Annotated in this window: 22 protein-coding genes and 2 rRNA genes; 17 read left to right on the forward strand and 7 right to left on the reverse strand. The window is 63.9% G+C overall.

Annotation, left to right across the window (positions count from 1 at the left end; translation table 11 throughout):
• The first annotated feature begins 102 nt into the window (after positions 1–102).
• Together J2X54_RS12600 and J2X54_RS12605 are read left to right on the forward strand one after the other, a co-directional pair.
• A complete protein-coding gene (locus J2X54_RS12600; RefSeq protein ID WP_070251150.1) occupies positions 103–798 on the forward strand; it encodes a UPF0149 family protein in 696 nt (231 codons plus the stop codon).
• A gap of 69 nt (positions 799–867) precedes the next feature.
• Positions 868–2,199 (forward strand): Nramp family divalent metal transporter, encoded by a 1,332-nt coding sequence (locus J2X54_RS12605; protein WP_141749642.1) that lies wholly within the window; start codon positions 868–870, stop codon positions 2,197–2,199.
• Between the two features lie 12 nt (positions 2,200–2,211).
• On the opposite strand, the gene J2X54_RS12610 is transcribed toward J2X54_RS12605, so the two are convergent.
• The 4 genes from J2X54_RS12610 to orn form a co-directional block, all read right to left on the reverse strand.
• Positions 2,212–3,123 (reverse strand): alpha/beta hydrolase, encoded by a 912-nt coding sequence (locus J2X54_RS12610; RefSeq protein ID WP_310181119.1) that lies wholly within the window; start codon positions 3,121–3,123, stop codon positions 2,212–2,214.
• A gap of 75 nt (positions 3,124–3,198) precedes the next feature.
• Complete coding sequence (locus J2X54_RS12615; protein ID WP_310181121.1) at positions 3,199–4,218, reverse strand: DUF1176 domain-containing protein; 1,020 nt, start codon at positions 4,216–4,218, stop codon at positions 3,199–3,201.
• A 4-nt stretch (positions 4,219–4,222) separates the two neighbouring features.
• On the reverse strand, positions 4,223–5,239 hold the full coding sequence (locus J2X54_RS12620; protein WP_310181123.1) for a DUF1176 domain-containing protein: 1,017 nt from the start codon (positions 5,237–5,239) through the stop codon (positions 4,223–4,225).
• Positions 5,239–5,835, reverse strand: coding sequence for an oligoribonuclease (gene orn, locus J2X54_RS12625; RefSeq protein ID WP_026637844.1), 597 nt, complete (start codon positions 5,833–5,835; stop codon positions 5,239–5,241). The genes J2X54_RS12620 and orn overlap by 1 nt, the downstream gene beginning before the upstream one ends.
• Before the next feature lie 65 nt (positions 5,836–5,900).
• On the opposite strand from orn, the gene J2X54_RS12630 reads away from it, so the two are divergent.
• From J2X54_RS12630 to J2X54_RS12690, 13 genes are all read left to right on the forward strand, one after another.
• Entirely contained in the window at positions 5,901–7,184 is a 1,284-nt protein-coding gene (locus J2X54_RS12630; RefSeq protein WP_310181126.1) for a M48 family metallopeptidase, read from the forward strand.
• Positions 7,181–8,098: a ribosome small subunit-dependent GTPase A gene (rsgA, locus tag J2X54_RS12635; protein ID WP_070251140.1), complete on the forward strand. Its 918-nt coding sequence runs from the start codon at positions 7,181–7,183 to the stop codon at positions 8,096–8,098. The genes J2X54_RS12630 and rsgA overlap by 4 nt, the downstream gene beginning before the upstream one ends.
• Positions 8,099–8,216: 118 nt before the next feature.
• Complete coding sequence (locus J2X54_RS12640) at positions 8,217–11,078, forward strand: ATP-binding protein (protein ID WP_310181128.1); 2,862 nt, start codon at positions 8,217–8,219, stop codon at positions 11,076–11,078.
• A gap of 135 nt (positions 11,079–11,213) precedes the next feature.
• Complete coding sequence (gene argF / locus J2X54_RS12645) at positions 11,214–12,143, forward strand: ornithine carbamoyltransferase (RefSeq protein WP_310181130.1); 930 nt, start codon at positions 11,214–11,216, stop codon at positions 12,141–12,143.
• Between the two features lie 33 nt (positions 12,144–12,176).
• Positions 12,177–13,409, forward strand: a complete 1,233-nt coding sequence (locus tag J2X54_RS12650; protein WP_070251134.1) for an argininosuccinate synthase — start codon at positions 12,177–12,179, stop codon at positions 13,407–13,409.
• A gap of 107 nt (positions 13,410–13,516) precedes the next feature.
• Complete coding sequence (locus J2X54_RS12655; protein WP_070251132.1) at positions 13,517–15,334, forward strand: methyl-accepting chemotaxis protein; 1,818 nt, start codon at positions 13,517–13,519, stop codon at positions 15,332–15,334.
• Positions 15,335–15,339: 5 nt separating this feature from the next.
• Complete coding sequence (locus J2X54_RS12660; protein WP_310181134.1) at positions 15,340–15,798, forward strand: chemotaxis protein CheW; 459 nt, start codon at positions 15,340–15,342, stop codon at positions 15,796–15,798.
• Positions 15,795–17,057, forward strand: a complete 1,263-nt coding sequence (locus J2X54_RS12665; RefSeq protein ID WP_310181136.1) for a protein-glutamate O-methyltransferase CheR — start codon at positions 15,795–15,797, stop codon at positions 17,055–17,057. Before J2X54_RS12660 ends, J2X54_RS12665 begins: the two co-directional genes overlap by 4 nt.
• Positions 17,058–17,075: 18 nt before the next feature.
• Positions 17,076–17,762 (forward strand): chemotaxis protein CheW, encoded by a 687-nt coding sequence (locus J2X54_RS12670; RefSeq protein WP_310181138.1) that lies wholly within the window; start codon positions 17,076–17,078, stop codon positions 17,760–17,762.
• Positions 17,759–20,083: a hybrid sensor histidine kinase/response regulator gene (locus tag J2X54_RS12675; RefSeq protein WP_310181139.1), complete on the forward strand. Its 2,325-nt coding sequence runs from the start codon at positions 17,759–17,761 to the stop codon at positions 20,081–20,083. Before J2X54_RS12670 ends, J2X54_RS12675 begins: the two co-directional genes overlap by 4 nt.
• Positions 20,080–21,129, forward strand: a complete 1,050-nt coding sequence (cheB, locus tag J2X54_RS12680; protein WP_310181140.1) for a chemotaxis-specific protein-glutamate methyltransferase CheB — start codon at positions 20,080–20,082, stop codon at positions 21,127–21,129. Before J2X54_RS12675 ends, cheB begins: the two co-directional genes overlap by 4 nt.
• A gap of 24 nt (positions 21,130–21,153) precedes the next feature.
• A complete protein-coding gene (locus J2X54_RS12685; RefSeq protein WP_310181141.1) occupies positions 21,154–22,212 on the forward strand; it encodes a diguanylate cyclase in 1,059 nt (352 codons plus the stop codon).
• A gap of 13 nt (positions 22,213–22,225) precedes the next feature.
• Positions 22,226–22,540: a pyrimidine/purine nucleoside phosphorylase gene (locus J2X54_RS12690; protein WP_070251122.1), complete on the forward strand. Its 315-nt coding sequence runs from the start codon at positions 22,226–22,228 to the stop codon at positions 22,538–22,540.
• 110 nt (positions 22,541–22,650) lie between these two features.
• Here the strand turns inward: J2X54_RS12690 and murB are convergent, their stop codons facing one another.
• A complete protein-coding gene (murB, locus tag J2X54_RS12695) occupies positions 22,651–23,679 on the reverse strand; it encodes a UDP-N-acetylmuramate dehydrogenase (RefSeq protein ID WP_310181144.1) in 1,029 nt (342 codons plus the stop codon).
• Positions 23,680–23,835: 156 nt separating this feature from the next.
• Between murB and J2X54_RS12700 the strand changes: the two genes are divergently transcribed.
• Positions 23,836–24,321 (forward strand): YajQ family cyclic di-GMP-binding protein, encoded by a 486-nt coding sequence (locus J2X54_RS12700; RefSeq protein WP_019924851.1) that lies wholly within the window; start codon positions 23,836–23,838, stop codon positions 24,319–24,321.
• Between the two features lie 155 nt (positions 24,322–24,476).
• Positions 24,477–25,730, forward strand: a complete 1,254-nt coding sequence (locus tag J2X54_RS12705; protein WP_310181147.1) for a nitronate monooxygenase — start codon at positions 24,477–24,479, stop codon at positions 25,728–25,730.
• 137 nt (positions 25,731–25,867) lie between these two features.
• Here J2X54_RS12705 and rrf read toward each other — a convergent pair.
• Together rrf and J2X54_RS12715 are read right to left on the reverse strand one after the other, a co-directional pair.
• Positions 25,868–25,980: ribosomal RNA gene (rrf, locus tag J2X54_RS12710) — 5S ribosomal RNA — on the reverse strand.
• 147 nt (positions 25,981–26,127) lie between these two features.
• Positions 26,128–26,204: ribosomal RNA gene (locus J2X54_RS12715) — 23S ribosomal RNA — on the reverse strand; the annotation flags it as partial.

Below are 26,204 nucleotides of genomic sequence, written 5' to 3' on the forward strand. Positions count from 1 at the left end.
CGTCGTAGTGTGTATTGGGGGTTTCTTGGCTCATGGCGTCATTGTACGTGGCGCGGCGTGTATACTGGCGCCTTCCAAGCAAAAGCACCAGAAAGATAGAAAATGCAACTCGACCAGCCCCTGAGCGACAAAGAATTCGACGAACTCGACAGTTTCCTGCTCTCCGACCGCAGCCCCGAAGACGCGATGACGATGGACATCCTGCACGGCTACCTGACCGCGATCGCCATCGGCCCGGAAACCGTGATGCCGGCCGAGTGGCTGAAAAAAGTCTGGGGCAAGGAAGACACCGACGTACCGACCTTCAAGCACGCCAAGGAAGAGGAACGCATTCTCGAACTGATCATGCGCTTCATGAACGAAGTGCTGGTGACGTTCGAAGTGGCGCCGAAAGAGTTCGAAGCGCTGTTCGTCGAGCACGAGCACGAAGGCCAGACGCTGATCGACGCCGAAGCCTGGTGCTGGGGCTTCTGGGAAGGCATGGACCTGCGTCCCGGTTCGTGGGACGCCATCTTCACCGAACTGCCCGAACTGATGAAACCGATCTACCTGCTGGGCGCGGACGAAATCGAGGAAGACGAACTGGCGCTGGTGGAAGACCCGGTCAAGGCGCACAAGCTGGCGCTGGAACTGGAAGCGAACCTGCCGGCCATCCACAAATTCTGGGTACCGCGCCGCAAGGCCGCCGTCGAAACCGTCAAGCGTGATGAGCCGAAAGTGGGCCGCAACGACGAATGCCCTTGCGGCAGCGGCAAGAAGTACAAGAAATGCCACGGTAACGACGGCGCGGCGGAATAACTATTCCGTTCGGGTAGGGTCACGGCCCTGCCCGTTCCAGTAAAATCGGGCTTCTTCTTCAGGATGCCCATGTTCTCCCTGCCTTTCAAACTCCCCACGACGGCCACTGCGCCGTTCTGTCCGTCCGAAGTTGCCGGGACCGTCGCGGTCACGGCGGGCGATCCCTATTGGAAAAAAGTCCTGCGCTTTGCCGGTCCTGGCCTGCTGGTCTCGGTCGGCTACATGGACCCGGGCAACTGGGCCACGGCGATCCAGGGCGGCTCGCAGTTCGGCTACCAGTTGCTGTACGTGGTGGTGCTATCGAGCCTGGCCGCCATCGTGCTGCAATGCCTGAGCATGCGCCTCGGTATCGTCACCGGCAAGGATCTGGCCGTGCATTGCCGCGAACAATACAAGCCGCCGGTGGCCAAAACCCTGTGGGGCTTTGCCGAGATTTCCATCATCGCCTGCGACCTGGCCGAGGTGCTGGGCTGCGCGCTGGCGTTCAAGCTGCTGCTCGGCGTGTCGCTGCCGGTGGGCGTGGCGCTGACCGCGCTCGACACCCTGATCATCCTCGGTTTGAAGGGCAAGGGGTTCCGCCAGATCGAGGCCATCGTGCTGGGCCTGATTTTGACGGTGGCCGTGTGCCTGGTGGCCGAACTCATTTTCGTCAAACCCGACTGGCAGGCGGTGGCAGCCGGCCTGATCCCGTCGATGCAAACCCTGGCGCAGCGCGAGCCGCTGTACCTGGCCATCGGCATCCTGGGCGCCACGGTCATGCCGCACAACCTGTACCTGCATTCGTCGGTGGTGCAAACGCGGGTGGTCTCCGCCGCCCCGGCTGCCAAACGCGAGGCGATCGGCCTGGCCCGTATCGACACCATCGTCTCGCTACTGCTGGCGTTATTGATCAACGGCGCGATCCTGGTGGTGGCCGCTGCCGCGTTCTACGAACCCGGCAACACGCGCGTGCTCGACATCGACGACGCCTACCAGTTGCTGGCGCCCGTGGCCGGCACCGCGCTGGCAGCGATATTGTTCGGCCTGGCGCTGCTCGCTTCCGGCCAGAGCTCCACCTTCACCGGGACGATTGCCGGCCAGGTAATCATGGAAGGTTTTCTGAAACTGAAGATCCCGTGCTGGCAGCGGCGCCTGATCACGCGCGGCCTGGCGCTGATCCCGGCCATGATCGGCGTGCTGACGCTGGGCGAACACTCGGTGGGGAAATTGCTGGTGCTGAGCCAGGTGGTATTGAGCCTGCAACTGCCGTTCGCCATGTATCCGCTGATCAGCCTGACCTCGCAACGCCGCATCATGGGCGACTTCGTCAACGCCTGGTGGACCACCGCGCTGGCGTGGCTGCTGTTCGTGGTGATTTCGGCGGCGAACGTTTGGCTGGTGTGGCAGGCGGTGGCTGGGTGATCTGACCAGACTTCAGGGCGTGGTGACTGCTGCTGGCGCTGGTACTGGCACTGCGGCTTCCGCCGCCAACACATACCCCGCCACATCATCGAGCGTCGGCGCCAGCCAGCGCAGTGGCGCGGCGACCGAGCCGATCAGGGTGGTGTGACTGACGCGGTCGTAATACAGTTCCGTGACCGGTACCTGCTGCGCGCGCAGCGCCTGGGCCAGGCGGCCGGTGTTGCGTTGCGGGTTGACCAGCTTGTCGCTTTTGGCGGCGATCAGCAGGGCTGGCGGCGACTGCTTCGACACGTGGCGCACCGGTTGCGAATCGGGTGGCGTGTCAGGGAAGTGAAACACCGGCTTGGTGGTGGGGTTTTCGATCGGCAGGAAGTCGTATGGACCTGCCAGGCCGATCCAGCCGCGCAGGTCGGCTGGCGTCATGCCGTGCGCAGCCAGCCAGCGCGGGTCGAGCGCCACCATGGCGGCGTTGTAGGCGCCGGCGCTGTGGCCCATCACGAACAGCCGCTGCGGGTCGCCGCCGTATTGCGCCGCGTGGCGCCTGGCCCAGGCCACCGCCTGCGCCGCATCTTTCAAAAAATCGGGATAGCGCACTTCCGGGTACAGCCGGTAATCGGCCACCACGGTAACGATGCCGTGCGCGGCCAGCGAGCGGCCGATGAAGGCGTAGTCGGCGCGCTCGCCAGCGACCCAGTTGCCGCCATAAAAGAACACCACCACCGGCGCCGTGCCGTGCGCGATCAGCGGCCGGTACACATCGAGTTTCTGGCGCGGGTTGTCGCCATAGGACAGGCCCTCGGTGCGTTCGGACTGGCCGCCCGGGGTCAGCGCGTTGAGCGTCCCCAGCGGCGAACAGGCGGCCAGGCCCAGCGCCAGCAGCACGGGCACCAGGGTAATGACGACAGTGCGGGAGATGCGCGGCATGGATAGTCGGGATTGGTTGGAATACCCTAACTCTACAGCGCGGCAGCCTACGGCACAGTGCGCTGATGCACGGAATTACCGGCTGGCCGGGCGAACCATGGTGGCGGTGTAGTCGCGCAGCAGGTAGCCATCGGGAATGGCGCGGCACAGTTCGGAGGAATAGGCTTCGACCAGCTGGAAACCGGCGGCGGTCCATCCCCACCTGGCCTTGACGTTACAGTCACCGAGGCCGCGGCGCTTGCCTATGCTGGTCAGTTCGTTGTTGTAGAAAGCGGCTTCCAGCACCAACGGCTGCTCGCGGCCGAGGGCATCGCGCAGCCTGGCCGGTTGCGGTGCATAAGGTGGTTTGTCGTTGGCGATCCACAGTGCAAAGCCGGACTGGTAGATGCCGCGTGTGCACTGGAGTATCAACAGCACCTGGCTGGCGGACAGGCGGTGGATCTCGTTGTCGCGCTCGCCGCCATCGAAGTCGATCGGGTCCTCGCAGCCGTCATTCTTGAGCGTCGCCAGGATCAGCGGCAGCAGGCGCCGGTCATCCTGGCGCGGCGCTGCGACCGGCAGCAACCGCACCACCGGCACCACCGGCACCGGCGCACGGACGGTATCGACTGGCCTGGTGCCGGGCCTGACCAGCGCGGTGGGCGTACCGAGCCGCCCCTGCACGTCGTCGATCCGCAGCAGTGCCGCCTTGATGCCGGCCAGCGAGAGGATCCATTCGCGCTTGCCGTCGGCAATGCGTGCGGCATCGGCGTCGAGCAGCAGCGGCAGCAAACGCGCCACCTGCTCGGGCGGCAGCTCCGTCCCGGCCGGCAAGCCGCGCAGGATGGCTGTTCCGACCTGCACCGTCAGCGGACCAGCGACGACCTCGTCGTTCGCATACGGCATCAACCGCAATTTGACGGGCGCTGCGGCGCCGGCTTCGCGCAGCAGCGACACCACTACCGGCGCCGGTGCATCTTCGGCCTCGTATCCGGCCGCCTCGCAGCGGCGGGTGTTATCGCACGCCACTTCCCAGTCCTTGAAGACCTGGTGACTGGCATGGGCGGCGCCGCAGACGAGTGCGAACAGCAATGCCGGCCACAGGGTCTTGATCACTGACTTATTTACCGGCACTGATGACGGTGGCCGTGTAGTCCTGCAGCGGGAAGCCGCCGGGAAGCCCTCGGCACAGCTGCCCGGACGATGCCGAGATCAGCTGGAAGCCGGTGGCCGTCCAGCCCCACTCGGCCGAACTGCCGCAGTCGCCGATGCCGCGCCCCTTGGCATAGCTCGACAACCGGCCGCCTTCGAAACCGGGGTTGAGCAGGTAGCTGCCGGTCGTACTCGCGGGATCGGGGAGCTTGACCTTCTTCGGTGCATATGGCGCCTTGTCGCTGGCAGTCCACAGCTCGAAACTGGACTGGTAGGCGCCGCGACCGCACTCGAGCACCAGCAGCACCTGCTTGGCCGACAGCCGATAGAGCTCGTTCTGGCGATCGCTCTCGGCGATATCGACCGGGTCTGCGCAACCGCCCTGCTTGAGCGTCTTGACGATCAGCGGCAGCAGTTGCGCGTCTTCCTTGCGGGTGGCAAAGGCCGGCAGCAGTTTTACCTGGGGCGCGGGCAACGGCGGCAGCGCCGCGCTGGCCGGCTTGGCGCCGGGCATGGCCAGCGCGGTGGGCGTGCCCACCCGGCCCTGCACGTCGTCGAGCTTGAGCAGCGCAGCCTTGATGCCGGCCAGCGACAAGGTCCACGAGCGCTTGCCAGCGCTGATCTTGGCCGACTCGGCGTTGAGCAGCAGCGGCAGCAGCTTGTCCACCTGTTCCGGCGTCAAGTCCTCGTCGGCGCGCAGGCCGCGCACGGTGGTCTGGCCGACCTGCACGGTCAAGACGCCCAGCTTGTCCACATCCTGGGCATAGGGACTGAACCTGGCCTTGACGGGCGCCGTGGCGCCAGCATCGCGCGACAGCGCCAGCACTACCGGCTCCTGCGCTTCCTCTTTCTGGTAACCGGCCACTTCGCAGCGACGCGTGTTATCGCACGCCACTTCCCAGTCCTTGAACGTGAAATGGCCGGCATGAGCAATACCGCCGATGAGTGCCAGCGCCAGCGCCGACAGGTGCGCAGTTTTCATCATCACAGCTTGATGAAGTGCTCGCGGTAGTACTTGAGCTCTTCGATCGATTCGACGATGTCGGCCAGCGCGGTATGCATCTGGTGCTTCTTGAAGCCGGAGACCATGGCCGGCGCCCAGCGCTTGCCCAGTTCTTTCAACGTGGAGACGTCGATGTTGCGATAATGAAAATACGCCTCGAGCTTGGGCATGTAGCGCACCATGAAGCGGCGGTCCTGGCCGATGGTGTTGCCGCACATCGGCGCTTTGCCTTTCGGTACCCACTGCTTCATGAAGGCGATGATCTGCTCTTCGGCTTGCGCTTCGGTCACGGTGGACGCCTTGACCTTGTCGATCAGGCCCGAGCGGCCATGGGTGCCCTTGTTCCAGGCGTCCATGCCGTTGAGCACTTCGTCGCTCTGGTGGATCACCAGTACCGGGCCTTCGGCCAGCACGTTCAGGTGCATGTCGGTGACGATCACGGCCACTTCGATGATGCGGTCGGTGTCCGGCTCCAGGCCGGTCATTTCCATGTCGACCCAGACCAGGTTCATCTCGTTCTGGCGCGGGGTGATCACCGCCGGGGCGGAACCTTCTGGCAAATCATTAGCTTGTGACATAATTCTCTCTTGGCTTGAAGTGAGCCGATAGTAATCCGAATCCGCCATTTTCTCACAGGCATAGAATGTATACCCTCGCGTTTTCGATTTTGTTTGTGTCTTTCATCGTTTTAACGCTGATCGTGCGCTTCTGGCTGGCCTCGCGCCAGATCCGCCACGTGCTGGCGCACCGCAACGCCGTGCCGCCCGAATTTGCCGAACGCATCCCGCTTGCCGCCCACCAGAAGGCTGCCGACTACACGGTGGCGCGCACCAAGTTCGGCCTGCTGGCGCTGCTGGTCAACACCGTGGTGCTGATCGGTTTCACCCTGTTTGGCGGCCTGCAATGGCTGTCCGTGCAAATTTACCAGTTCACCGGCCCCGGCATGGTCTATCAACTGGCCCTGCTGGCCGCGTTTGCGCTGATCTCGGGCGTGATCGACGTGCCGTTCGACTACTATAAACAGTTCAAGCTCGAACAGCGCTTCGGCTTTAACAAGATGACGCGCGGCCTGTTCTTCGCCGACCTGCTCAAGGGCGCGGCGCTGGGCACGGCCATCGGCCTGCCGCTGGTGTGGGTGGTGCTCACCTTGATGGATAAATCGGGCGCGCTGTGGTGGTTTTACGCCTGGCTGGTGTGGAGCGGCTTCCAGTTGCTGATGATGGTGCTGTTCCCCACCGTGATCGCGCCGCTGTTCAACAAGTTTACGCCGCTGGCCGACCAGTCGCTCAAGGACCGCATCGAAGGCCTGATGACGCGCGTGGGCTTTGCCTCCAAGGGCCTGTTCGTGATGGACGGCTCCAGGCGCAGCGCCCACGGCAACGCCTATTTTTCCGGCTTCGGCGCCCACAAGCGCATCGTGTTTTTCGACACCCTGCTTTCGCGCCTGCAACCGCACGAGATCGAGGCGGTGCTGGCGCACGAACTCGGCCACTTCAAGCTCAAGCACATCGTCAAGCGCATCGTGATGATCTTTACCATTTCGCTCGGCTTCCTGGCGCTGCTCGGCTACCTGAAAAACCAGGTGTGGTTCTACACCGGCCTCGGCGTCGATCCGCTGGCCCTGCCAGGCCAGACCAACGACGCCATGATGCTGCTGCTGTTCATGCTGGTGCTGCCGGTGTTCACATTCCTGTTTGGACCACTGACCTCGATCAGCTCGCGCAAGCACGAATTCGAGGCAGACGCCTTTGCCGCCCAGCACACCGATGCGCGCGACCTGGTGTCGGCACTGGTCAAAATGTACGAAGACAACGCTTCCACCCTCACTCCCGATCCGCTGCACTCGGCCTTCTACGATACGCACCCGCCGGCGAGCGTGCGGATTCGACAACTGCATCAACATCCGACCATGGCTGCGGCCTCATGAACAACCCAAAACTCCAACAAAAACTGACGGCGACCATCATCGCCGCCCACGGCCGCCACTACCTGGCCGAAGCCGATGGCCGCAAGCTGCAATGCGTTACGCGCGGCAAGAAGACCAACGTCGCCGTCGGCGACATCGTGCAGATCACCACCACGTCCAACGACCAGGGCGTGATCGACAAGATCGAAGAACGCAGCACCCTGCTCTACCGCTCCGACCAGTACAAGTCCAAGCTGCTGGCCGCCAACCTGACGCAGTTGTTCATCGTGGTGGCCACCGAGCCCGGTTTTGCCGACGACCTGGTTTCGCGCTCGCTGGTGGCGGCCGAAGCGGCCGGCATCAAGGCCCACCTGATCCTCAATAAAACCGACGTGGCGGCGGCGCTGCCGCGCACGCGTGAACGGGTGGCCGCCTATGGATCGCTCGGCTACCCGGTGCACGAAGTATCGGCCACGGCCCGCCCCGAAGAAGCGGTGCAGATCCTGCAGCCGCTGATGGCCGGCCAGTCGTCGATCCTGATCGGCCAGTCCGGCATGGGCAAGTCCTCGCTGATCAACCTGCTGGTGCCCGACGCCGACATCGCCGTGCGCGAAATTTCGGCCGCGCTCGACACCGGCAAGCACACCACCACCTTCACCCGGCTGTACCAGCTGCCCGAACTCGGTGCCGGCACGGCCATCATCGATTCGCCCGGTTTCCAGGAATTCGGCCTCTACCATTTGACAGAGGGCATGCTCGAACGCGCCTTCGTCGAATTCGCGCCTTACCTCGGCCACTGCAAGTTTTACAACTGCCGCCACCTGATCGAACCGCAATGCGCGGTGCTGGAGGCTGTGGCGGAAGGCAAGATCGCGCGCATGCGCCACACGCTGTACGGCCAGTTGCTGCACGAGTCGTCGCAGACCCTGTATTGATTCCATAGTAATAGCGACATGCGCGCGGGCCGCATTTGCGGTCTATAATTCTCGGTAGCAATACCAACGCAGGCAGCCCACCCTCGCTGCGCGGCAGGTAAAGTTCTAAGGGATCGCGATGGACTTGTTTGTACTCGACGACGAAGTAGCCCAGTGGGAAACCGTGCTGCTGCGCCTTTCCGGCGCCGAGCGGCTGGCGGTGCTGGTGCCGCTGGCCTGGCACTTGCGCCAGCGCGACAGCGCGCGCGCCGTGGCCCTGGCCCGCGAGGGGCTGGTGCTGCTGTTCGCCGCCGGCCTGGCGCCGCCCGACCTGTCGGCCACTGCCGCGCGGCTGGAGCTGGTGGCGGCCGAAGCGGCCTGGCTGGCCGGTGAACTCGCTGCCGCCGAGCGCATGGCCATCGAGATCGGCGCCCAGATGCTGGCCTGCGGCGACTGGCGCGGCGTGGCCGACACCCGCTGGCTGCGCGCCTGGATCGCCATCGATAGCGGCGACCACCAGCGCGGCAATGCACACCTCGAACACATGATCGCCATTGCGCGCCGGCCCGGCGTGGGCGCGGAGGAGACTGACGACCTGCGCGCCACCTGCGCCGAGGCAGCCATCGCGCGCTGGGCGGTGATGGAAAACCGCTGCACGGCCGAAGCCCGCTGGTCGGACCGCTTCGCAACGCTGGATCCGGCCCAGCTGCATCCGGCGCTGGCGGTATGGGTGCTGGACTTTTTTGGCACTGCCGCCACCCAGGGCAGCAACTATGGCACGGCAGCCGGCCATTTCGCCCGCGTGTACGAGGCGGCGCGCGTGAGCGGCCAGTTGCGCGCGGCGATTACCGCCGCCATCAACATCGGCATCGATTTCACCAACCTCAACGACCACCGCGCCGCGCTCGAATGGATGCAGCGCGCGCTGGAGATGGCACGCCCGACCAACTGGCCGCGCAGCATCGGCGTGTGCCTCACGCATACCGCCGACACCATGCGCCGCCTGGGCCAGCTCGAGGCCAGCGCCGCCCTGCTGGACGAAGCCTTCGATGTGCTGACGCCACTGCGCGAGGCCCGCAGCTACGCCACCGCGCTGCAGTTCCAGGGCGACCTGCAACTCGACACCGGCGCCTACGCCGCCGCGCTCGAGTCCTTCCGCCAGTTGCAGGACAGCGCCGCGCGCCTGCGTCACGCCGACCTGATGTGCGCGGCCCGGCGCGGCCAGGCGCACGCGCTGTGCTTCCTCGACCGGCCGCAGGAAGCATTGGCGGTGGCGGAAGACGCCATCGCGCTGGCCGAGGCGCAGTCCAACCTGAACAACCATGTGCGCACGCTGCGCGTGCTGTCGGTGATCCACACCCGCCACGCGCTGCCGCCGCCGCCCGGCATGACCGAGCAGAACGCCACCCTGCACTACCTGCACCAGGCGCTGGCGCTGGCCGCGCATATCGAAGGCTATACGCTGCCGGGCGACCTGCTGGAGACGCTGGCGCACGAATACGCGCAAACCGGCCAGTACCAGCGCGCCTACGAATCGGCCCAGGCGGCAGCGGCTGCGCGCCGCACCACCCACAGCCGCGAAGCGACCAACCGCGCCATCGCCATGCAGGTGCACCAGCAGACCGAACGCGCGCGTGCCGACGGCCAGCACCACCGCGAACTGGCCGCGTCCGAGGCGCGCCGCGCCCGCGTGCTGCAACAGACCACCGCCACGCTCGAGCGGCTGTCCGCCATCGGCCAGGAGATCACCACCCACCTCGACGCCAACGCCGTGTTCAAGGCCATCAACCGTCACGTGCAGGCGCTGCTGACGGCCAACAGCTTCGCCATCTATCTGTGCGATCCCGGTTGCGACACCCTCAACCGCGCCTTCGGCGTGGAGAACGGCAAGTCCCTGCCCGACAACGCCATCGCCGTGGACAACCCGCGCGCCAACGCCGCGCGCTGCCTGCGCGAGCGGCGCGAGATCTACGTGGAGGACGTGGGCCCCGACGACATCTTTCTAGCCCCCGGCACCCTGCTCATGGCGTGTGCGCTGTACGTGCCGCTGGTGGTCGGGGAGCGCACGCTGGGCGTGATGACGGTGCAGGCCTCCAACGCGCGCGCCTACCGCGAGCGTGAGCGCCTGATCTTCCGCACCCTGTGCGCCTACGGCGCCATCGCGCTCGACAACGCCCAGGCCTACGCCCAGTTGAAGGATGCGCAAACCCAGCTGGTGTCGCAGGAAAAGCTGGCGGCGCTGGGCTCCCTGATGGCCGGCGTGGCGCACGAACTCAATACCCCGATCGGCAACAGCCTGCTGATCGCCAGCACGCTGCACCAGAAAACCCTGGACCTGGCGCAGCAAGTCAGCGGGCCGGGCTTGCGCCGCTCCGAGCTGGCGGCGTATCTCGATGACGCTGCGCGCGCCCACGAGCTGGTGATGCGTGGGTTGAACAGCGCGGCGGACCTGGTCAACAGCTTCAAGCAGGTGGCGGTGGACCGCACCACCGAGCAGCGCCGCGCCTTCGACCTGCAGCAGGTGGCCGGCGAAGTGATCGCCACCATGATGAACCGCATCCGCGCCTCGAGCCACCGCATCGAGACAGACGTGCCGCCGCATATCGCCATGGACAGTTACCCTGGCCCGCTGGGCCAGGTAATCGCCAACTTCATCAACAACGCGTTGCTGCACGCATTCGACAGGGACGCGGCGGGCCGCATGTGGCTGCACGCTTCCACTGCCATTGACGCACCGGGTCGGGTGCAGCTGGTGTTCGGCGACAACGGCGGCGGCATCGCGCCGGCCAATATGTCGCGCATCTTCGATCCGTTCTTTACCACCAAGCTGGGGCAAGGCGGCAGCGGGCTGGGACTGTCGATCAGTTACAACATCGTCACGTCGCTGCTGGGCGGGCAGATCACGGTACGCAGTTCGGCGGCCGGCACCGTGTTCACGCTGGACCTGCCGCTGGTGGCGCCCGCCGCACGTGGGCCGGCAGCAGCGCAGATCTATCACTGAAAGGGGCTGGATTACCAGCACAATCTTTCGTGGATCGGCCGTAAACGGGCCATATTGTTTGAATTGCCTTTATAATTGACCGGTTCAGCCGGCCGGGTATCGAGTCCCAGGCCAGCTCACCTGCCAGTTGCCACTATGCCTATCCAAAAACAGATCAAGCATTACCTGCAGTTTTCCGACTTCACGCTGGAAGAATACGAGTACGTGATCGAACGCGCGCACCTCATCAAGCGCAAGTTCAAGAACTACGAGATTTACCATCCGCTGATCGACCGCACCCTGGTGATGGTCTTCGAGAAAAACTCCACCCGTACCCGCCTGTCGTTCGAAGCCGGCATGCACCAGCTGGGCGGCGCCGCCATCTACCTCAACACGCGCGACAGCCAACTGGGACGCGGCGAGCCGGTGGAAGACGCGGGCCAGGTCATGAGCCGCATGTGCGACATCATCATGGTGCGCACCTTCGGCCAGGACATCATCGAGCGCTTCGCTGCCAATTCGCGCGTGCCGGTGATTAACGGCCTGACCAACGAGCACCACCCGTGCCAGGTGTTTGCCGACATCTTCACGTTCTACGAGCACCGCGGCCCGATCACCGGCAAGACGGTGGCGTGGATCGGCGACGCCAACAACATGCTGTACTCGTGGCTGCAGGCGGCCGAGGTATTCGGCTTCCACGTCAACGTGTCCACGCCCAAGGGCTACGACATGGACATGTCGCTCGTTTCCACCGACCGCTACACGTTCTTCGCCAACCCGTCCGACGCCTGCGCCGGCGCGCACCTGGTCAACACCGACGTGTGGACCAGCATGGGCTACGAAGAAGAAAACGCCGCGCGCCTGAAAGCATTCGACGGCTGGATCGTCGATGGCGCCAAGATGGCCCGCGCCGCACCCGACGCACTGTTCATGCACTGCCTGCCCGCCCACCGTGGCGAGGAAGTGGCGGCGGAAGTCATCGACGGACCGCAATCGGTGGTCTGGGACGAAGCCGAGAACCGCCTGCACATCCAGAAGGCGCTGATCGAGTACCTGCTGCTCGGTCGCCTCGACACTCCCGCATAAACAATCAATCAATTCACACACCTGGAATCAAGCATGAGCGATATTAAAAAAGTAGTCCTCGCCTACTCGGGCGGCCTCGATACCTCCGTCATCCTCAAATGGCTGCAGGATAACTACCAATGCGAAATCGTCACCTTCACGGCCGACCTGGGCCAGGGCGAAGAACTGGAGCCGGCACGCGCCAAGGCGATCAAGTTCGGCATCAAGCCAGAGAACATCTACATCGACGACGTGCGCGAAGAATTCGTGCGCGACTTCGTGTTCCCGATGTTCCGCGCCAATACCGTGTACGAAGGCGAATACCTGCTGGGTACCTCGATCGCCCGTCCTTTGATCGCCAAGCGCCTGATCGAAATCGCCAACGAGACCGGCGCCGACGCCATCTCGCACGGCGCCACCGGCAAGGGCAACGACCAGGTGCGCTTCGAACTGGGCGCCTATGCTTTGAAACCCGGCGTGAAAGTGATCGCCCCATGGCGCGAGTGGGACCTGCTGTCGCGTGAAAAACTACTGAAGTACGCGGAAGACGCCGGCATCGCCATCGACATGAAACACAAGAACGGCGGCGCGCCGTACTCGATGGACGCCAACCTGCTGCACATCTCGTTCGAAGGCCGTCACCTGGAAAACCCGAGCGCTGAAGCCGAGGAATCGATGTGGCGCTGGAGCGTGAGCCCTGAAGCGGCGCCCGATCAGGCGGAATACCTGGACCTGGAATACGAAAAAGGCGACATCGTGGCACTGAACGGCGTGCGCATGTCGCCGGCCACCGTGCTGACCGAACTCAATCGCCTCGGCGGCAAGCACGGCATCGGCCGCCTCGACCTGGTGGAAAACCGCTACGTCGGCATGAAATCGCGCGGCTGCTACGAAACCCCGGGCGGCACCATCATGCTCAAGGGCCACCGCGCCATCGAGTCGATCACGCTGGACCGCGAAGTGGCCCACCTGAAGGACGACCTGATGCCACGCTACGCCTCGCTGATCTACAACGGCTACTGGTGGGCGCCGGAGCGCGTGGCGCTGCAAACGCTGATCGACCACACGCAAGCGACCGTCAACGGCTGGGTACGCGTGAAACTGTACAAGGGCAATGTGATCGTCGTGTCGCGCGACTCGAAGACCGACTCGCTGTTCGATATGAACATCGCCACCTTCGACGAAGACGGCGGCGCCTACAACCAGGCCGACGCCGGCGGCTTCATCAAGCTGAACGCCCTGCGCCTGCGCATCGCCGCCAACGCACGCCTCAAGCGCGGCCAATAAACAACGGACCGCCCCATGAAAAGCCGCTCGCTGAGCGGCTTTTTTTTTGTTCCTGCACCATTACCATGGGACAATGCGACACCATCTATCGGCGCCTCGGAGAAACCATGTTTAAAGACTTGAGCATCAAACGCAAACTATACCTGGGCTTCGGCGCCATCCTGGCCATCATCCTGGCGCTCTTGATCATCGCCTACAACCGTTTCAATAGTCTCTCCGAAGCCAACCAGTGGGACCGCCACACGATGGACGTGATCCAGGCCATCGACGGCTTGCGCAACGACCTGCTGCAAGTGCAGGTGGAAGCGCGCGGCTATTACCTCACCGGCAACACCACGCGCCTCGAGCGCACCCGCAAGGAACAGCGCGACATTCCGGAATCGATCCAGACCCTGCAAAAGCTCACCCGCGACAATCCTGAACAGGCCACCCGTTTCAGCAAGCTGGAAGCCATGATCAATGCCTGGAGCAAGGACGTGATCGAATCGCAGCTGGTCATGCGCGAACAAATGGGCGACAAGCCCGGCGCCGCCGACGCCATGGGACGCACGCCGCAACTGGCCGGCACCAGCAATTCCGCGATCGGCGAGATCTATAAATTCATGAACGACGCCACCACCGAGGAGCACCGGCTGCTTGGCGTGCGCTCGGCAGCTTCGGCCAGCCTGCAGGAAAGCATGCGGCTGGTGATCACGGTGGGCGGCATGGCCTGCGTGCTGCTGGGCGCCCTGGTGGCCTGGCTGCTGGTCGCCTCGCTCACCAATCCGCTGTCGAACCTCACATCCGCCGTCGGCCGCATCGCCCGCGGCGACCAGGGTGCGCGCGCCGAGGTGCTGGCCAACGATGAACTGGGCAAGGTCACCGAGGAATTCAACCGCATGGCGCAGTCGATCGAGGACAGCCAGGCCAAGGAAAAAGCCGTGGGCGACGAGCTGCGCGCCAAGGTCGATGCGCTGCTGGGCGTGGTGTCGAAAGCCGCTTCGGGCGATCTGACCGGCACCATCGAAGTGACCGGCACCGACGCCATCGGCCAGCTGGCGCAAGGCCTCGACCGCATGTTCGAAAACCTGCGTGCGCTGCTCAACAACGTGCAAAAGGCCGGCATCCAGGTCACCACGTCGGCCACCGAAATCGCCGCCTCGGCCAAGCAGCAGGAAGCGACCGGCATCGAACAGGCGCAAACCAGCGTGGAAATTCTCAGCACCACCAAGGAAATCTCGGCCAATGCCTCGCAACTGCTCAAAACCATGGAAGAAGCCACGGCCGTGGCGGACTACACCACCACCGCCACCGCCGACGCCCAGGGCAACCTGCGCCGCATGGACAGCACCATGCAGCACATGGTCAGCGCCACCGATTCGATCAACGCCAAGCTGGCCGCGCTGTCGGAAAAGGCCTCGAACATCAACAGCGTGCTGATCACCATTACCAAGGTGGCCGACCAGACCAATATCCTCTCGCTCAACGCCGCCATCGAGGCGGAAAAGGCCGGCGAAGCGGGTCGCGGCTTCTCGGTCGTAGCCACCGAGATTCGGCGCCTGGCCGACCAGACCTCGGTCTCCACCTGGGACATCGAGCAGATGCTCAAGGAAATGCAGTCGGCGGTATCGGCCAGCGTGATGGGCATGGACAAATTCTCGGAAGAGATCCGCCGCAGCGTGGGCGAAGTGCGCCAGGTCACCGACCAGCTTTCCGGCGTGATGGACCAGGTGCAGAAACTGGCGCCGCAATTCGACGCCGTGCTGCAAGGGATGCAGTCGCAGGCGGTGGGCGCGGAGCAGATCAGCGCCACCATGATGCAGCTGAACGACGCCACCCAGCAAACGGTGGAGTCGCTCAAGGCCACCAGCGAAGCGGTCCACCAGCTGCAATACGCGGCCGGCGACCTGCAGACCAGCGTGGCCAACTTCGCCGTCGCAGTCTGAGCGCGATGAAACTGCTTGTCTTCCACATCGGCGCCGACCGCTACGGCTTGCGCCTGCGCGACGTGGTGCGCGTGGTGCCGCTGCTCGATCTCAAGCATCTGCCGCTGGCGCCCGCACCGGTGGTGGGGCTGATGGACTACCACGGCGCCTCGGTGCCGGTGGTGGACCTGTGCCTGGCCAGCGGCCTGCCGCCCGGCGCCGACCATTTCGACACGCGCATCATCGTGGCCGACTACCGCGCACCGGAAGGCACCGTGCACTTGCTGGGATTGCGCGCCGAGCGCGTGCAGGGCGTGCAGGAAGTGCGTGACGACCAGTTGACCGAGAGCGGCGTCAAGGCAGCGCCGTTCCTGGGCCAGGTGGCCGGCGACGGGCGCGGCATGTTGCAACTGGTGGAGCTCGAGCAGCTGCTCACGCCGGCGCTGCGCATTGCGCTCTTTCCCAACGCTGGGGACCTGCAATGACCACGCCGGCCCAGATCATGCTGCGCGCGGCGACCGGGTTGAACCTGTCGAAGCAGGTCGTCGACCGCGCCATCCGCGCGCGCGTGGTCTCCAGCGGCGCGCTCGACACCGACGATTACCTGGGCCGCATGACGCCGGAAGAACTGACGGCGCTGGTGGAACTGGTGGTGGTGCCGGAATCGTGGTTCTACCGCGACCAGCAGGCCTTTCACGCCACCGCCGACTACCTGAAACAGCAGACGCTGGTCGAACCGAACCGCCTGTTCCACGTGCTGTCGCTGCCGTGCGCCGGCGGGGAGGAGCCGTACACGATGGCGATGGTGCTGCTCGACGCCGGCATTCCGGCCGACCGTTTCATGGTCGATGCCTTCGACATCAGCCCGGTGTGCGTGGCGCGCGCCAAGACCGGCGTGTACGGGCGCAACGCCTTTCGCAGCCAGGACCTGGCGTTCCGCCAGCGTCACTTCAGTGAACTTGGCAAGGACGCCTGGCGCATCAGCGACGCGGTGCGCAAGCAGGTACGCTTCCACCAGGGGAACGTGCTGGAAATGACCATGGCCAGGCGCGCCGGCTTTTATGACGTGATCTTTTGCCGCAACCTGCTGATCTACTTCGACAAGCCTACCACCAGTGCCGCCATCCGCAATCTCGACACCATGCTCAAGCGCGATGGCCTGCTGTTCGTCGGCTATGCCGAAGTGCCGTCGCTGTGCGCCAACGGCTTCGCACCGCTGCCGTACGCGCAGGCGTTTGGGTTGATCAAGGATGCGGAGGCGGCCGCGCGCAAGAAGGCGCGCGTGGTGCCGGCTCCCGCTGTGCCTGCGCCTGCTGTGCGGATTGCGCGTCCGGCCATGCCGGTGGCGGCAGCGCCTGCCACTGCCACGACCTTGAAGCGCCCCACTGCCGCTGTCGTCAAGGCGCCAGCTGCCAGGGCGGCCCCAGGCCGCGACCTGCTGGCCGGCGCCCGCCGCCTGGCCGACCTGGGCCAGTTGAAGGAAGCCGAGCGCGATTGCCGCGACCACCTGGCGCAGCACCCGGAGTCGGCCGAGGCGTATTTCATCCTCGGCCTGATCAACGAGCTGACGAACAAGCATGTGCAGGCGCAGGACTACTGGAAGCGCTGCATCTACCTGCAGCCCGACCACTACGAAGCGCTGTGCCACCTGGCGCTGCTGGCCGACACCAGTGGCGACGCGGCCACCGCTAGCGCGCTCAAGGCGCGCGCCGCCCGCATCTACAAACGCCAGCAGGCATCTTAAGAACAAGGGCGCCCCGACATGACGACCACCTTAGTCCCCGCCGATGCGATTGAAATCGACGATTGCTGGAACCGCATCGGCGTGGCCGGCGACCAGACCTGCGAGAAGCTGGCGCAGCACATTCACTGCCGTAACTGCGAGGTGTACGCCAGCGCCGCCCAGCGCAATCTGCAGCGCGCGGTGGGCGCCGGCTACAAGGCTGAATGGGCGGCGCACTTCCGCCAGCCCGCCATCGACACCCAGGCGCTGGACGCCTCGTGCCTGGTGTTTCGCATCGGCCGCGAATGGCTGTCGCTGCCGACCAAGTTGTTCGTGGCCGTGGCGCCGGAAGCGAAGCCGCACCGGCTGCCGCACCGCACCGACCGCGGCCTGACCGGCATCGTCAACGTCGGTGGCACCCTGTACCCGTGCATGTCGCTCGCCGCCCTGCTGGGCATCGACGACAGCGAGGGCGAAGCAGCTAACCACCGCCACACCTTTGCGCGGCTGCTGCTGATCCGCTGGGAAGACCAGGCGTACGCGCTGCCGGTGGCCGACCTGCACGGCATCGAGCGCTATGCGACGGCCGCCGTGCAGGCGCCAGCCGCCACCATCAACAAGGGGCTGTCGCGCTTTTTATCGGGCGTGATCTCGATCGCCGACATGCACGTGGGCGTGCTGGACGCGGCGCTGATCGGCTACCAACTTGCGAGGACGCTGCGATGAGCCAGGATAACGGCGGCATGGGCGGAGACCTGAGCCAATTTTCGATGCTGGACCTGTTCCGCATGGAGGCAGACAGCCAGACCCAAGTCCTCACCGACGGCCTGCTGGCCATGGAGCGGCTGAAGAACGACGCCGGTGCGGTGGAAGCCATGATGCGCGCGGCGCACTCGATCAAGGGGGCGGCGTCCATCGTCGGGCTCGACGTGGTGGTGCAGGTAGCGCACAGCATGGAAGACGCCTTCATCGCCGCGCAGCATGGCAAGCTGGCGCTCACGCCCAACCGGGTGGACGTGCTGCTGGCCGGGGTGGACCTGATCCTGCAACTGTCACGCCTGCAGGACAGCGGCGTCAATGCCTGGCTGGCCGCCAACGAAACCCTGATCAGGCAGACGCTCGACTCGATCGCCACCATCGCGTTTTTGCCGGAACCGGTCAATTTGCAGGCGGAGATGGGGTGGATGCAGCAGGCTGCGCCTGCAACTGCGCCAGTGCCAGTGCCGCCGCCGGCGTTCCCGGTCGGCGAGCTGCCAATCGAGCCGGCGCCGGCGCCGGCCGAGGAAACGCCGGTCGATCGGCGCGCGGCGCCGGGCGCCGCCGCCAAGGCGCAGAACTTCGACAAGCTGCTGTCGCTGGCCAGCGAGTCGCGCATCAACGCCCACCAGATGCATCCGTTCATCCAGAGCCTGCAACGCTTCAAGCGCAACCAGGCCAGCCTGGCGACGGTAATCGAGCAGCTGCACGAGGCCATCTCCAACAGCAGCGACCCGAAGCTCAAGGAATTATCCCTGCTGGCGCTGCAAAAGACCCAGCCGCTCAAGCAGTTCGTGCTCGAGCACATTGCCGACACCGAGGCGTACGAGCGGCGCGTGCTGGCAGTCTCGCAGGGCATGGTGGACGAGGTGCTGACCATGCGCATGCGACCATTCCGCGACGGCGTGCAGCCATTCCCGCGCATGGTGCGCGACCTGGCCCGCAGCCTCGGCAAGGACGTGCAGTTGCAGATCATCGGCGAAGACACGCTGGTGGACCGCGACATCCTGGCCCGTATCGAAAGCCCGCTCAACCACATGCTGCGCAACGCCATTGACCACGGCATGGACAGCGCGGTGGAACGCATTGCCGCCGGCAAACCCGGCGCCGGCACCATCGTGCTCGAGGCGAAACACCGCGCCGGCATGCTCAGTATCGAGATCAGCGACGACGGCAAGGGTGTGGACCTGGAAAAAATCCGCGCCCGCGTCATCGACCGCAAGATGGCCAGCGCGCCGATGGCAGCGGCCATGTCGGGCGCGGAACTGATGGAGTTTCTGTTCCTGCCGGCCTTCAGCCTGAAGGAAAACACCACCGAGATCTCGGGGCGCGGCGTGGGGCTCGATATCGTCCACGAAACCATCCGCTCGCAAAACGGTACCGTGCGCATCGAGTCGGAACTGGGCGTGGGCTTCCGCACATTCATCACCCTGCCGCTCACGCAGTCGATCGTGCGGGCGCTGGTGGTCGATGTGAAGGGCGAGGCTTACGCGGTGCCGATCGTGCAGGTCGAGCGCGTGATCAAGGTGCCGCAATCGACCATCCATACGCTGGAAAATAAACAGTTCTTCGACTTCGGCGGCGAGCACCTGGGGCTGGTGTCGGCGGCGCAGGTGCTGGAACTTGGCGACACCGATGCGTCGTCGGAGGAACTGTCGGTGGTGGTGATCGGCAGCGGTGCGCGCCGCTATGCGCTGGTGGTCGATGCGATCAGCGGCGAGCAAAGCCTGGCGGTGCAGGCCATCGATCCGATCTTCGGCAAGATGCGTGACATCTCGGCTGCCGCCCTGCTCGACAACGGCGACCCGGTACTGATCCTCGACGTGCCCGACCTGCTGCTGTCGATCGACAAACTGCTGCACGACGGCGGCCTGCACCAGCTTACCCGCGCCGACCACACCGAGCGCCGCAAGACCAAGCGCGTGCTGGTGGTGGACGATTCGCTCACGGTGCGCGAAATGGAACGCAAGCTGCTGCAAAGCCGGGGCTTTTTGGTCGATATCGCAATCGACGGCATCGACGGCTGGAACGTGGTGCGCAGCGGCGAATACGACCTGGTAATCACCGACGTGGACATGCCGCGCATGGACGGAATCGAGCTGGTCGCACTGATCAAGAAGGATATCCACCTCCACAAGCTGCCAGTCATGATAGTCTCTTATAAAGATCGGCCGGAGGACCGCGCACGCGGACTGTCGGCCGGCGCAGACTATTATCTGACCAAGGGCAGCTTCCACGACGAGACGCTGCTCGATGCTGTCAGCGACCTGATTGGAGACGCCCACAGATGAAAATCGCCATCGCCAACGATGTCGCCATGGCAGCCGAAGCGCTGCGGCGCGTGGTGGCCAGCACCGCCGAACACCAGGTGCTCTGGATCGCCCGCACTGGCGCGGAGGCGGTGCGCATGTGCGCGGAAAACCGGCCCGACCTGATCCTCATGGACCTCAACATGCCGGAGCTCGACGGCGTGGAAGCCACCCGCAAGATCATGGAACAGAGCCCGTGCGCGATCCTGATCGTGACCGGCCGGCCGCAGGACAACGTCAACCAGGTATTCCGGGCGCTGGGCGCGGGTGCGCTCGACGTCACCGCCACGCCGGTGCTGCAAGGCCAGCCCGGTGGCGACTCCGAACTGCTGGCCAAGATCCGTACCATGGACAAGCTGATACGCCACAGCGGCGGCAACCAGGCCATGGCGCCGCGCACGTCGCTCGCCGGCAGCAACCCGGCGGCCGTCGCGGACAATGCCGATGCAGCGGTGCCGGTCACCTCGCTGCTGGCCATTGGCGCCTCTACCGGCGGCCCGGTGGCGGTCTCCAAGATGCTGGCCGGCTGGGTGGCGCCACGCGGCTGCGCGGTGGTGGTGGTGCAGCACATCGACGAGCACTTCGCCAACAACTTCGCGCGCTGGCTCGGCGAGCAGCTCGACATGCCGGTGCGTACCGCCGAAGAAGGCGACGAGCTGGCAGCTGGCGTGGTCCTCATTGCCAAGAGCAACGACCACCTGACGCTGGATCAAAATCTGCGCTTGCGTTACGATGCCAACCCCAAGGACTATGCATACCGGCCGTCGGTCGATGTGTTCTTCCACTGCGTGGCGCAGCGCTGGAAAGGCGCGGCGGTGGGCGTGCTGTTGACGGGCATGGGCCGCGACGGCGCCGAGGGCTTGCTGGCGATGCGCCGCGCCGGCTATCTGACCATCGCCCAGGACCAGGCCAGCAGCGCCGTCTACGGCATGCCGCGCGCCGCCGCCGAACTCGATGCGGCGCAAATGATTTTACCGCTGACGCGGATCGGACCGGTCCTGCGCAGCACATTGGGCAGCCGCACGTAGCGGGCTGCGAGAAAGAGAGTATCGATGTCCGAAGCACCCGCAATCGCCGCAGCCCCATTCGACCCTGAACAGGCGCTCACCGCCTTCAAGGTCCGGGTGCTGCTGGTTGACGACCAGTTGATCATCGTCGAAGCCGTGCGGCGCATGTTGAGCGACCAATCCGATATCGAATTCCATTACGTCACCGACGCCACGTTGGCGGCGCAAACTGCGGTGCAGCTGCAACCGACGGTGATCCTGCAGGACCTGGTGATGCCGGCCATCGACGGTTTCGGCCTGATCCAGCTGTATCGCGGTGACGAGTCGCTGCGCCATGTGCCGGTGATCGTGTTGTCAGCCAAGGAAGACCCCAAGCTCAAGGCGCACAGCTTTGCCACCGGCGCCAACGACTACATGGTCAAGCTGCCCGACAAGCTCGAGCTGCTGGCGCGCGTGCGCTACCACTCGGGCGCGCATATCAGCCGCCTGCAGCGCGACCAGGCGTTCCGCTTCCTGCGCGAGAGCCAGAAAAGCCTGGCCGACGCCAATATCGAACTGCAAAAACTGGCCGCGCTCGACGCCCTGACCGGTATCGCCAACCGCCGCCGCTTCGACGACACCATGCGCATCGAATGGCAGCGCGGGCAGCGCGATAAAAAGCCGCTCACGATCCTGATGTGCGACGTCGATTTTTTCAAGGTGTATAACGACAGCTTCGGCCACCTGGCGGGGGACCTCGCCCTCAAGAAAGTGGCCGCCGTATTGACCGAACACCTGAAGCGCCCGGCCGATCTGGCCGCGCGCTATGGCGGCGAGGAATTCGTCATTATCCTGCCGGAGACACCATTGGCTGGGGCACTGATCGTGGCCGAGTCATGCCGCCGACACCTGGAGCAGTTAGCCATCGAAAACCCGCAAGCGACCACCGACCTGTCCTGCGTGACGATGTCGATCGGTGTGGCCAGCGTGGTGCCGTCGCCGCAGTCGACCATCGATGAACTGATCCAGCACGCCGACCAGGCGCTGTACGCCGCCAAGACGGCGGGCCGCAACCGCGTCCAAAGCGCGGCCCAGCTGCCTGGTCCCCTCCCCGTATCACATTAAGGAAACCAGCAGCATGAGTACTCAATTCGATCAAGTCAGCGTCGTCAAGAAGTCCAATGTCTACTTCGACGGCAAATGCGTCTCGCACAACATCATCTTTGCCGATGGCAGCAAGAAAAGCGTGGGCGTGATTTTCCCGTCCACCCTAAAGTTCAACACCGGCGCGCCGGAAATCATGGAAGTGGTCAGTGGCGTGTGCAAGGTGCGCCTGGCTGGTGAACAAGAGTGGAAGACTTATTCGGCCGGCGACCAGTTCAGCATCGTCGGTGATTCGTCGTTCGATATCGAGACGGTCGAAACCCTGGACTACGTTTGCAGCTTCGGCTAAAGCATATTCAGTATGGATCCCCGCGTGCGCGAGGATGACGGAATTTCAGTGTGCGGCCTTGGCACGTCATCCTCGCGAAAGCGGGAATCCATGGAACCTGTGATCTGCCATCATACAAACACCGGCTCCGCCTCCAGCGCCACGCCATACTTTGCCATCACATCGGCCTGAATCGCCTGGGCCAGCGCCACCACCTCCGCCCCCGTGGCGCCACCGTTATTGACCAGCACCAGCGCCTGTTTCGGGTACACGCCAGCCGCGCCCAGGTTACGCCCCTTCCAGCCGCATTGATCGATCAGCCAGCCCGCAGCGAGCTTCTCGCTGCCGTCGGGCTGCGCATGGTGTACCAGCGCCGGAAAACGCTCGAGCAGCGCTGCGCAGTGCGCTCTCGATACCACCGGGTTCTTGAAGAAGCTGCCGGCATTGCCGATCACCGCCGGATCGGGCAGCTTGCGGCGGCGGATCGCGATCACGGTGTCGGCCACCTGCTGTGCGGTCGGCACGGCGTATCCTTGTTCGGCCACGGCCTGCGCCAGTTCCGCGTAGCGCAGGTTCGGCTGCCATGAGCGCGGCAGCGCGAACGTCACGTCCAGGATCACCAGGTCGCGGCCCGCTTCGCGCTTGAACACGCTGTCGCGGTAAGCAAAACCGCACGCCGCCGCATTCATGGTGCGCGTGATGCCGTCGCGCGGATCGAACACGGTCACGCTGTGCAAGACGTCCTTGATTTCCAGCCCGTACGCACCGATATTCTGGATAGGCGATGCGCCCACGGTGCCCGGTATCAGCGACAGGTTTTCCAGTCCGCCCAATCCCTGGGCCAGGGTCCATTGCACGAAGGCGTGCCAGTTCTCACCGGCCGCAGCGCGAACGAAATGATGGGTTTCATTGCCGCCGACCACCTGTTTTCCCTCGAGTGCGAGGTGCAATACCAGGCCTGAGAAATCGCCGGTCAGCAGCACATTGCTGCCGCCCCCCAAAACCAGTCGCGGCAAAGCGCGCCAATGGGCATCTGCATAAACGCCGATCAACTGCTCGGTATTTGTCACGCGCAAATACGCGTGCGCATGGGCCGCTATGCCGAAAGTATTGAGGGACTGCAGGGGGAATTGATATTGAACGGATGAGAGTGGCTGCATGGACTAAAAAACCGATAAATTTAGTCGATTATAGAGGGAAACGCACAAAAAACCACTTGGCATATGGCGGCTTGCGTGCTGTTGTCCGTTAAAATGTCAGACTTTGATGCAGGGGTTGTTGCACACGCCTGCATGCCACACGAAAAGGAAATAGCCATGCCGTCGTTTGATGTAGTTTCTGAAGCCGATATGATCGAAGTGAAAAACGCGGTCGACCAGTCCAACAAGGAAATCACCACCCGGTTCGATTTCAAGGGCAGCGACGCGCGGGTCGAGCAAAAGGACAACGAACTGACCGCCTTTGCCGATTCCGAGTTCCAGTTGAGCCAGGTACGTGACGTGCTGACCAACAAATTGGCCAAGCGCAAGGTTGACGTCCGCTTCCTGGAAGACGGCGATATCAAGAAAATCGGCGGCGACAAGGTCAAGCAGGTCATCAAGGTCAAGAACGGTATCGAGACCGACGATGCCAAGAAGATCGTACGCGTGATCAAGGACAGCAAGATGAAGGTGCAAGCGAGCATCCAGGGCGAATCGGTGCGCGTCACCGGCGCCAAGCGCGACGACCTGCAAGCGGCGATGGCCATGCTGCGCAAGGATGTGCCGGACATGCCGCTGGAGTTCAACAACTTCCGCGACTGATCCCGCCGCGCGGTTGACACCGCGCCGTCACAAGGCTGTAGCACGGCTGGAGTAGAATGAAGCCTCCGCGCCCGCTGCTACCGCGCAATCAAACTCTCTGCATACCGCCGGCAGCATCCACCGCCGGCAACAACTTCGGTAGTCTAAGGATAGCAATGAAACGTGTTGATGATTTCCGCCTGCGATTTGGCAATAACGAATACGTGCCCATCATGGTCGGCGGAATGGGTGTCGATATTTCGACGTCGGAACTGGCGCTGGAAACCGCGCGCCTGGGCGGCATCGGCCATATCTCGGACGCCATGGTGGAAGACGTATCGGACCGTCGTTTCGATACCAGCTTCGTCAAGGATAAAACCAAGCTCTACAAGTTCAACATCAATAATTCGGACAAATCGGTGGTGCAATTCGACCTCGAGCGCCTGGCCGAGGCCCAACGCTTGCACATTGGCAAGACCATGGAAGCCAAGCAGGGCCCCGGCTTGATCTTCGTGAACTGCATGGAAAAGCTGACCATGAATGGTCCGCGCGAAACCCTGCGCACCCGCCTGAACGCAGCCCTCGACGCCGGCATCGATGGCATCACGCTGTCGGCCGGCCTGCACTTCGGCTCCTTCGCGCTGATGGCCGACCACCCGCGCTTCCGTGAAGCCAAGCTGGGCATCATTGTGTCGTCGGTACGCGCGCTGCAGATCTTCCTGCGCAAGAACGCCAAGCTCGACCGACTGCCCGACTTCATCATCGTCGAAGGCCCGTTGGCCGGCGGCCACCTGGGCTTTGGCATGGACTGGGCCGACTACGACCTGATGACCATCACTAAGGAACTGCTGGCTTACCTGAAGACCGAGAACCTCGACATTCCGCTGATCGCCGCTGGCGGCATCTTCACCGGCAGCGACGCCGTCAGCTTCCTGGAGGCCGGCGCAGCAGGCGTGCAGGTGGCTACGCGCTTCACCATCACCAACGAATGCGGCCTGCCGGCCAAGGTCAAGCAGGAATACATCCGCGCCACCGAGGACGACATCATCGTCAACGGCGTCTCGCCTACCGGCTACCCGATGCGCATGCTCAAGAGCACGCCAGCGATCGGCGCCGGCATCCGTCCTGGCTGCGAATCGTATGGCTACCTGCTCGACGCGACCGGCAACTGCGCCTATATCAACTCGTACAACCGCGAAGTAGCGGCTCACCCCGAGCTGAAAGTGGTGTCGGTAATGGACAAGACCTGCCTGTGCACGCACATGCGCAACTTCAACTGCTGGACCTGCGGCCACTACACGTACCGCCTGAAGGACACCACGCACAAGAAGGCCGACGGCGAGTACCAGCTGTTAACCGCCGAGCACGTATTTAAGGACTACCAGTTCAGCGTGGACAACCAGATCGCACTGCCGGAAAAGGAAGGCTGAATTAACTAGCCAGACCAAAGCGCTTCTTCGGAAGCGCTTTTTTTGTGCCCATCTTTTATGTCGGGCTTTTTTTAAAACTTGGCAAACGCAAAAAAGCCCCAACCAGATCACTGGTTGGGGCTTTCTCTATATAACTAGCCTGACGATAACCTACTTTCACACTGGTTGCAGCACTATCATCGGCGCAAAGTCGTTTCACGGTCCTGTTCGGGATGGGAAGGGGTGGGACCGACTTGCTATGGTCATCAGGCATTGAACTGTACGGGCCGCGTTGTTGATCAACGTTGCCCAGAATCTGGGAGAAGCAAGTAGCAGTATTAAATACTGGGGTAATGAAGTTGTTGTATCAACGAACGTTCCAACGCACTTCTTATTCTCTATAACCTGCTAAGGTTATAGGGACAAGCCGTACGGGCAATTAGTACTGGTTAGCTTAATGCATTACTGCACTTCCACACCCAGCCTATCAACGTC

This window comes from Duganella sp. 3397 (assembly GCF_031456625.1).
Classification (GTDB): Bacteria; Pseudomonadota; Gammaproteobacteria; order Burkholderiales; family Burkholderiaceae_D; genus Rugamonas; species Rugamonas phyllosphaerae.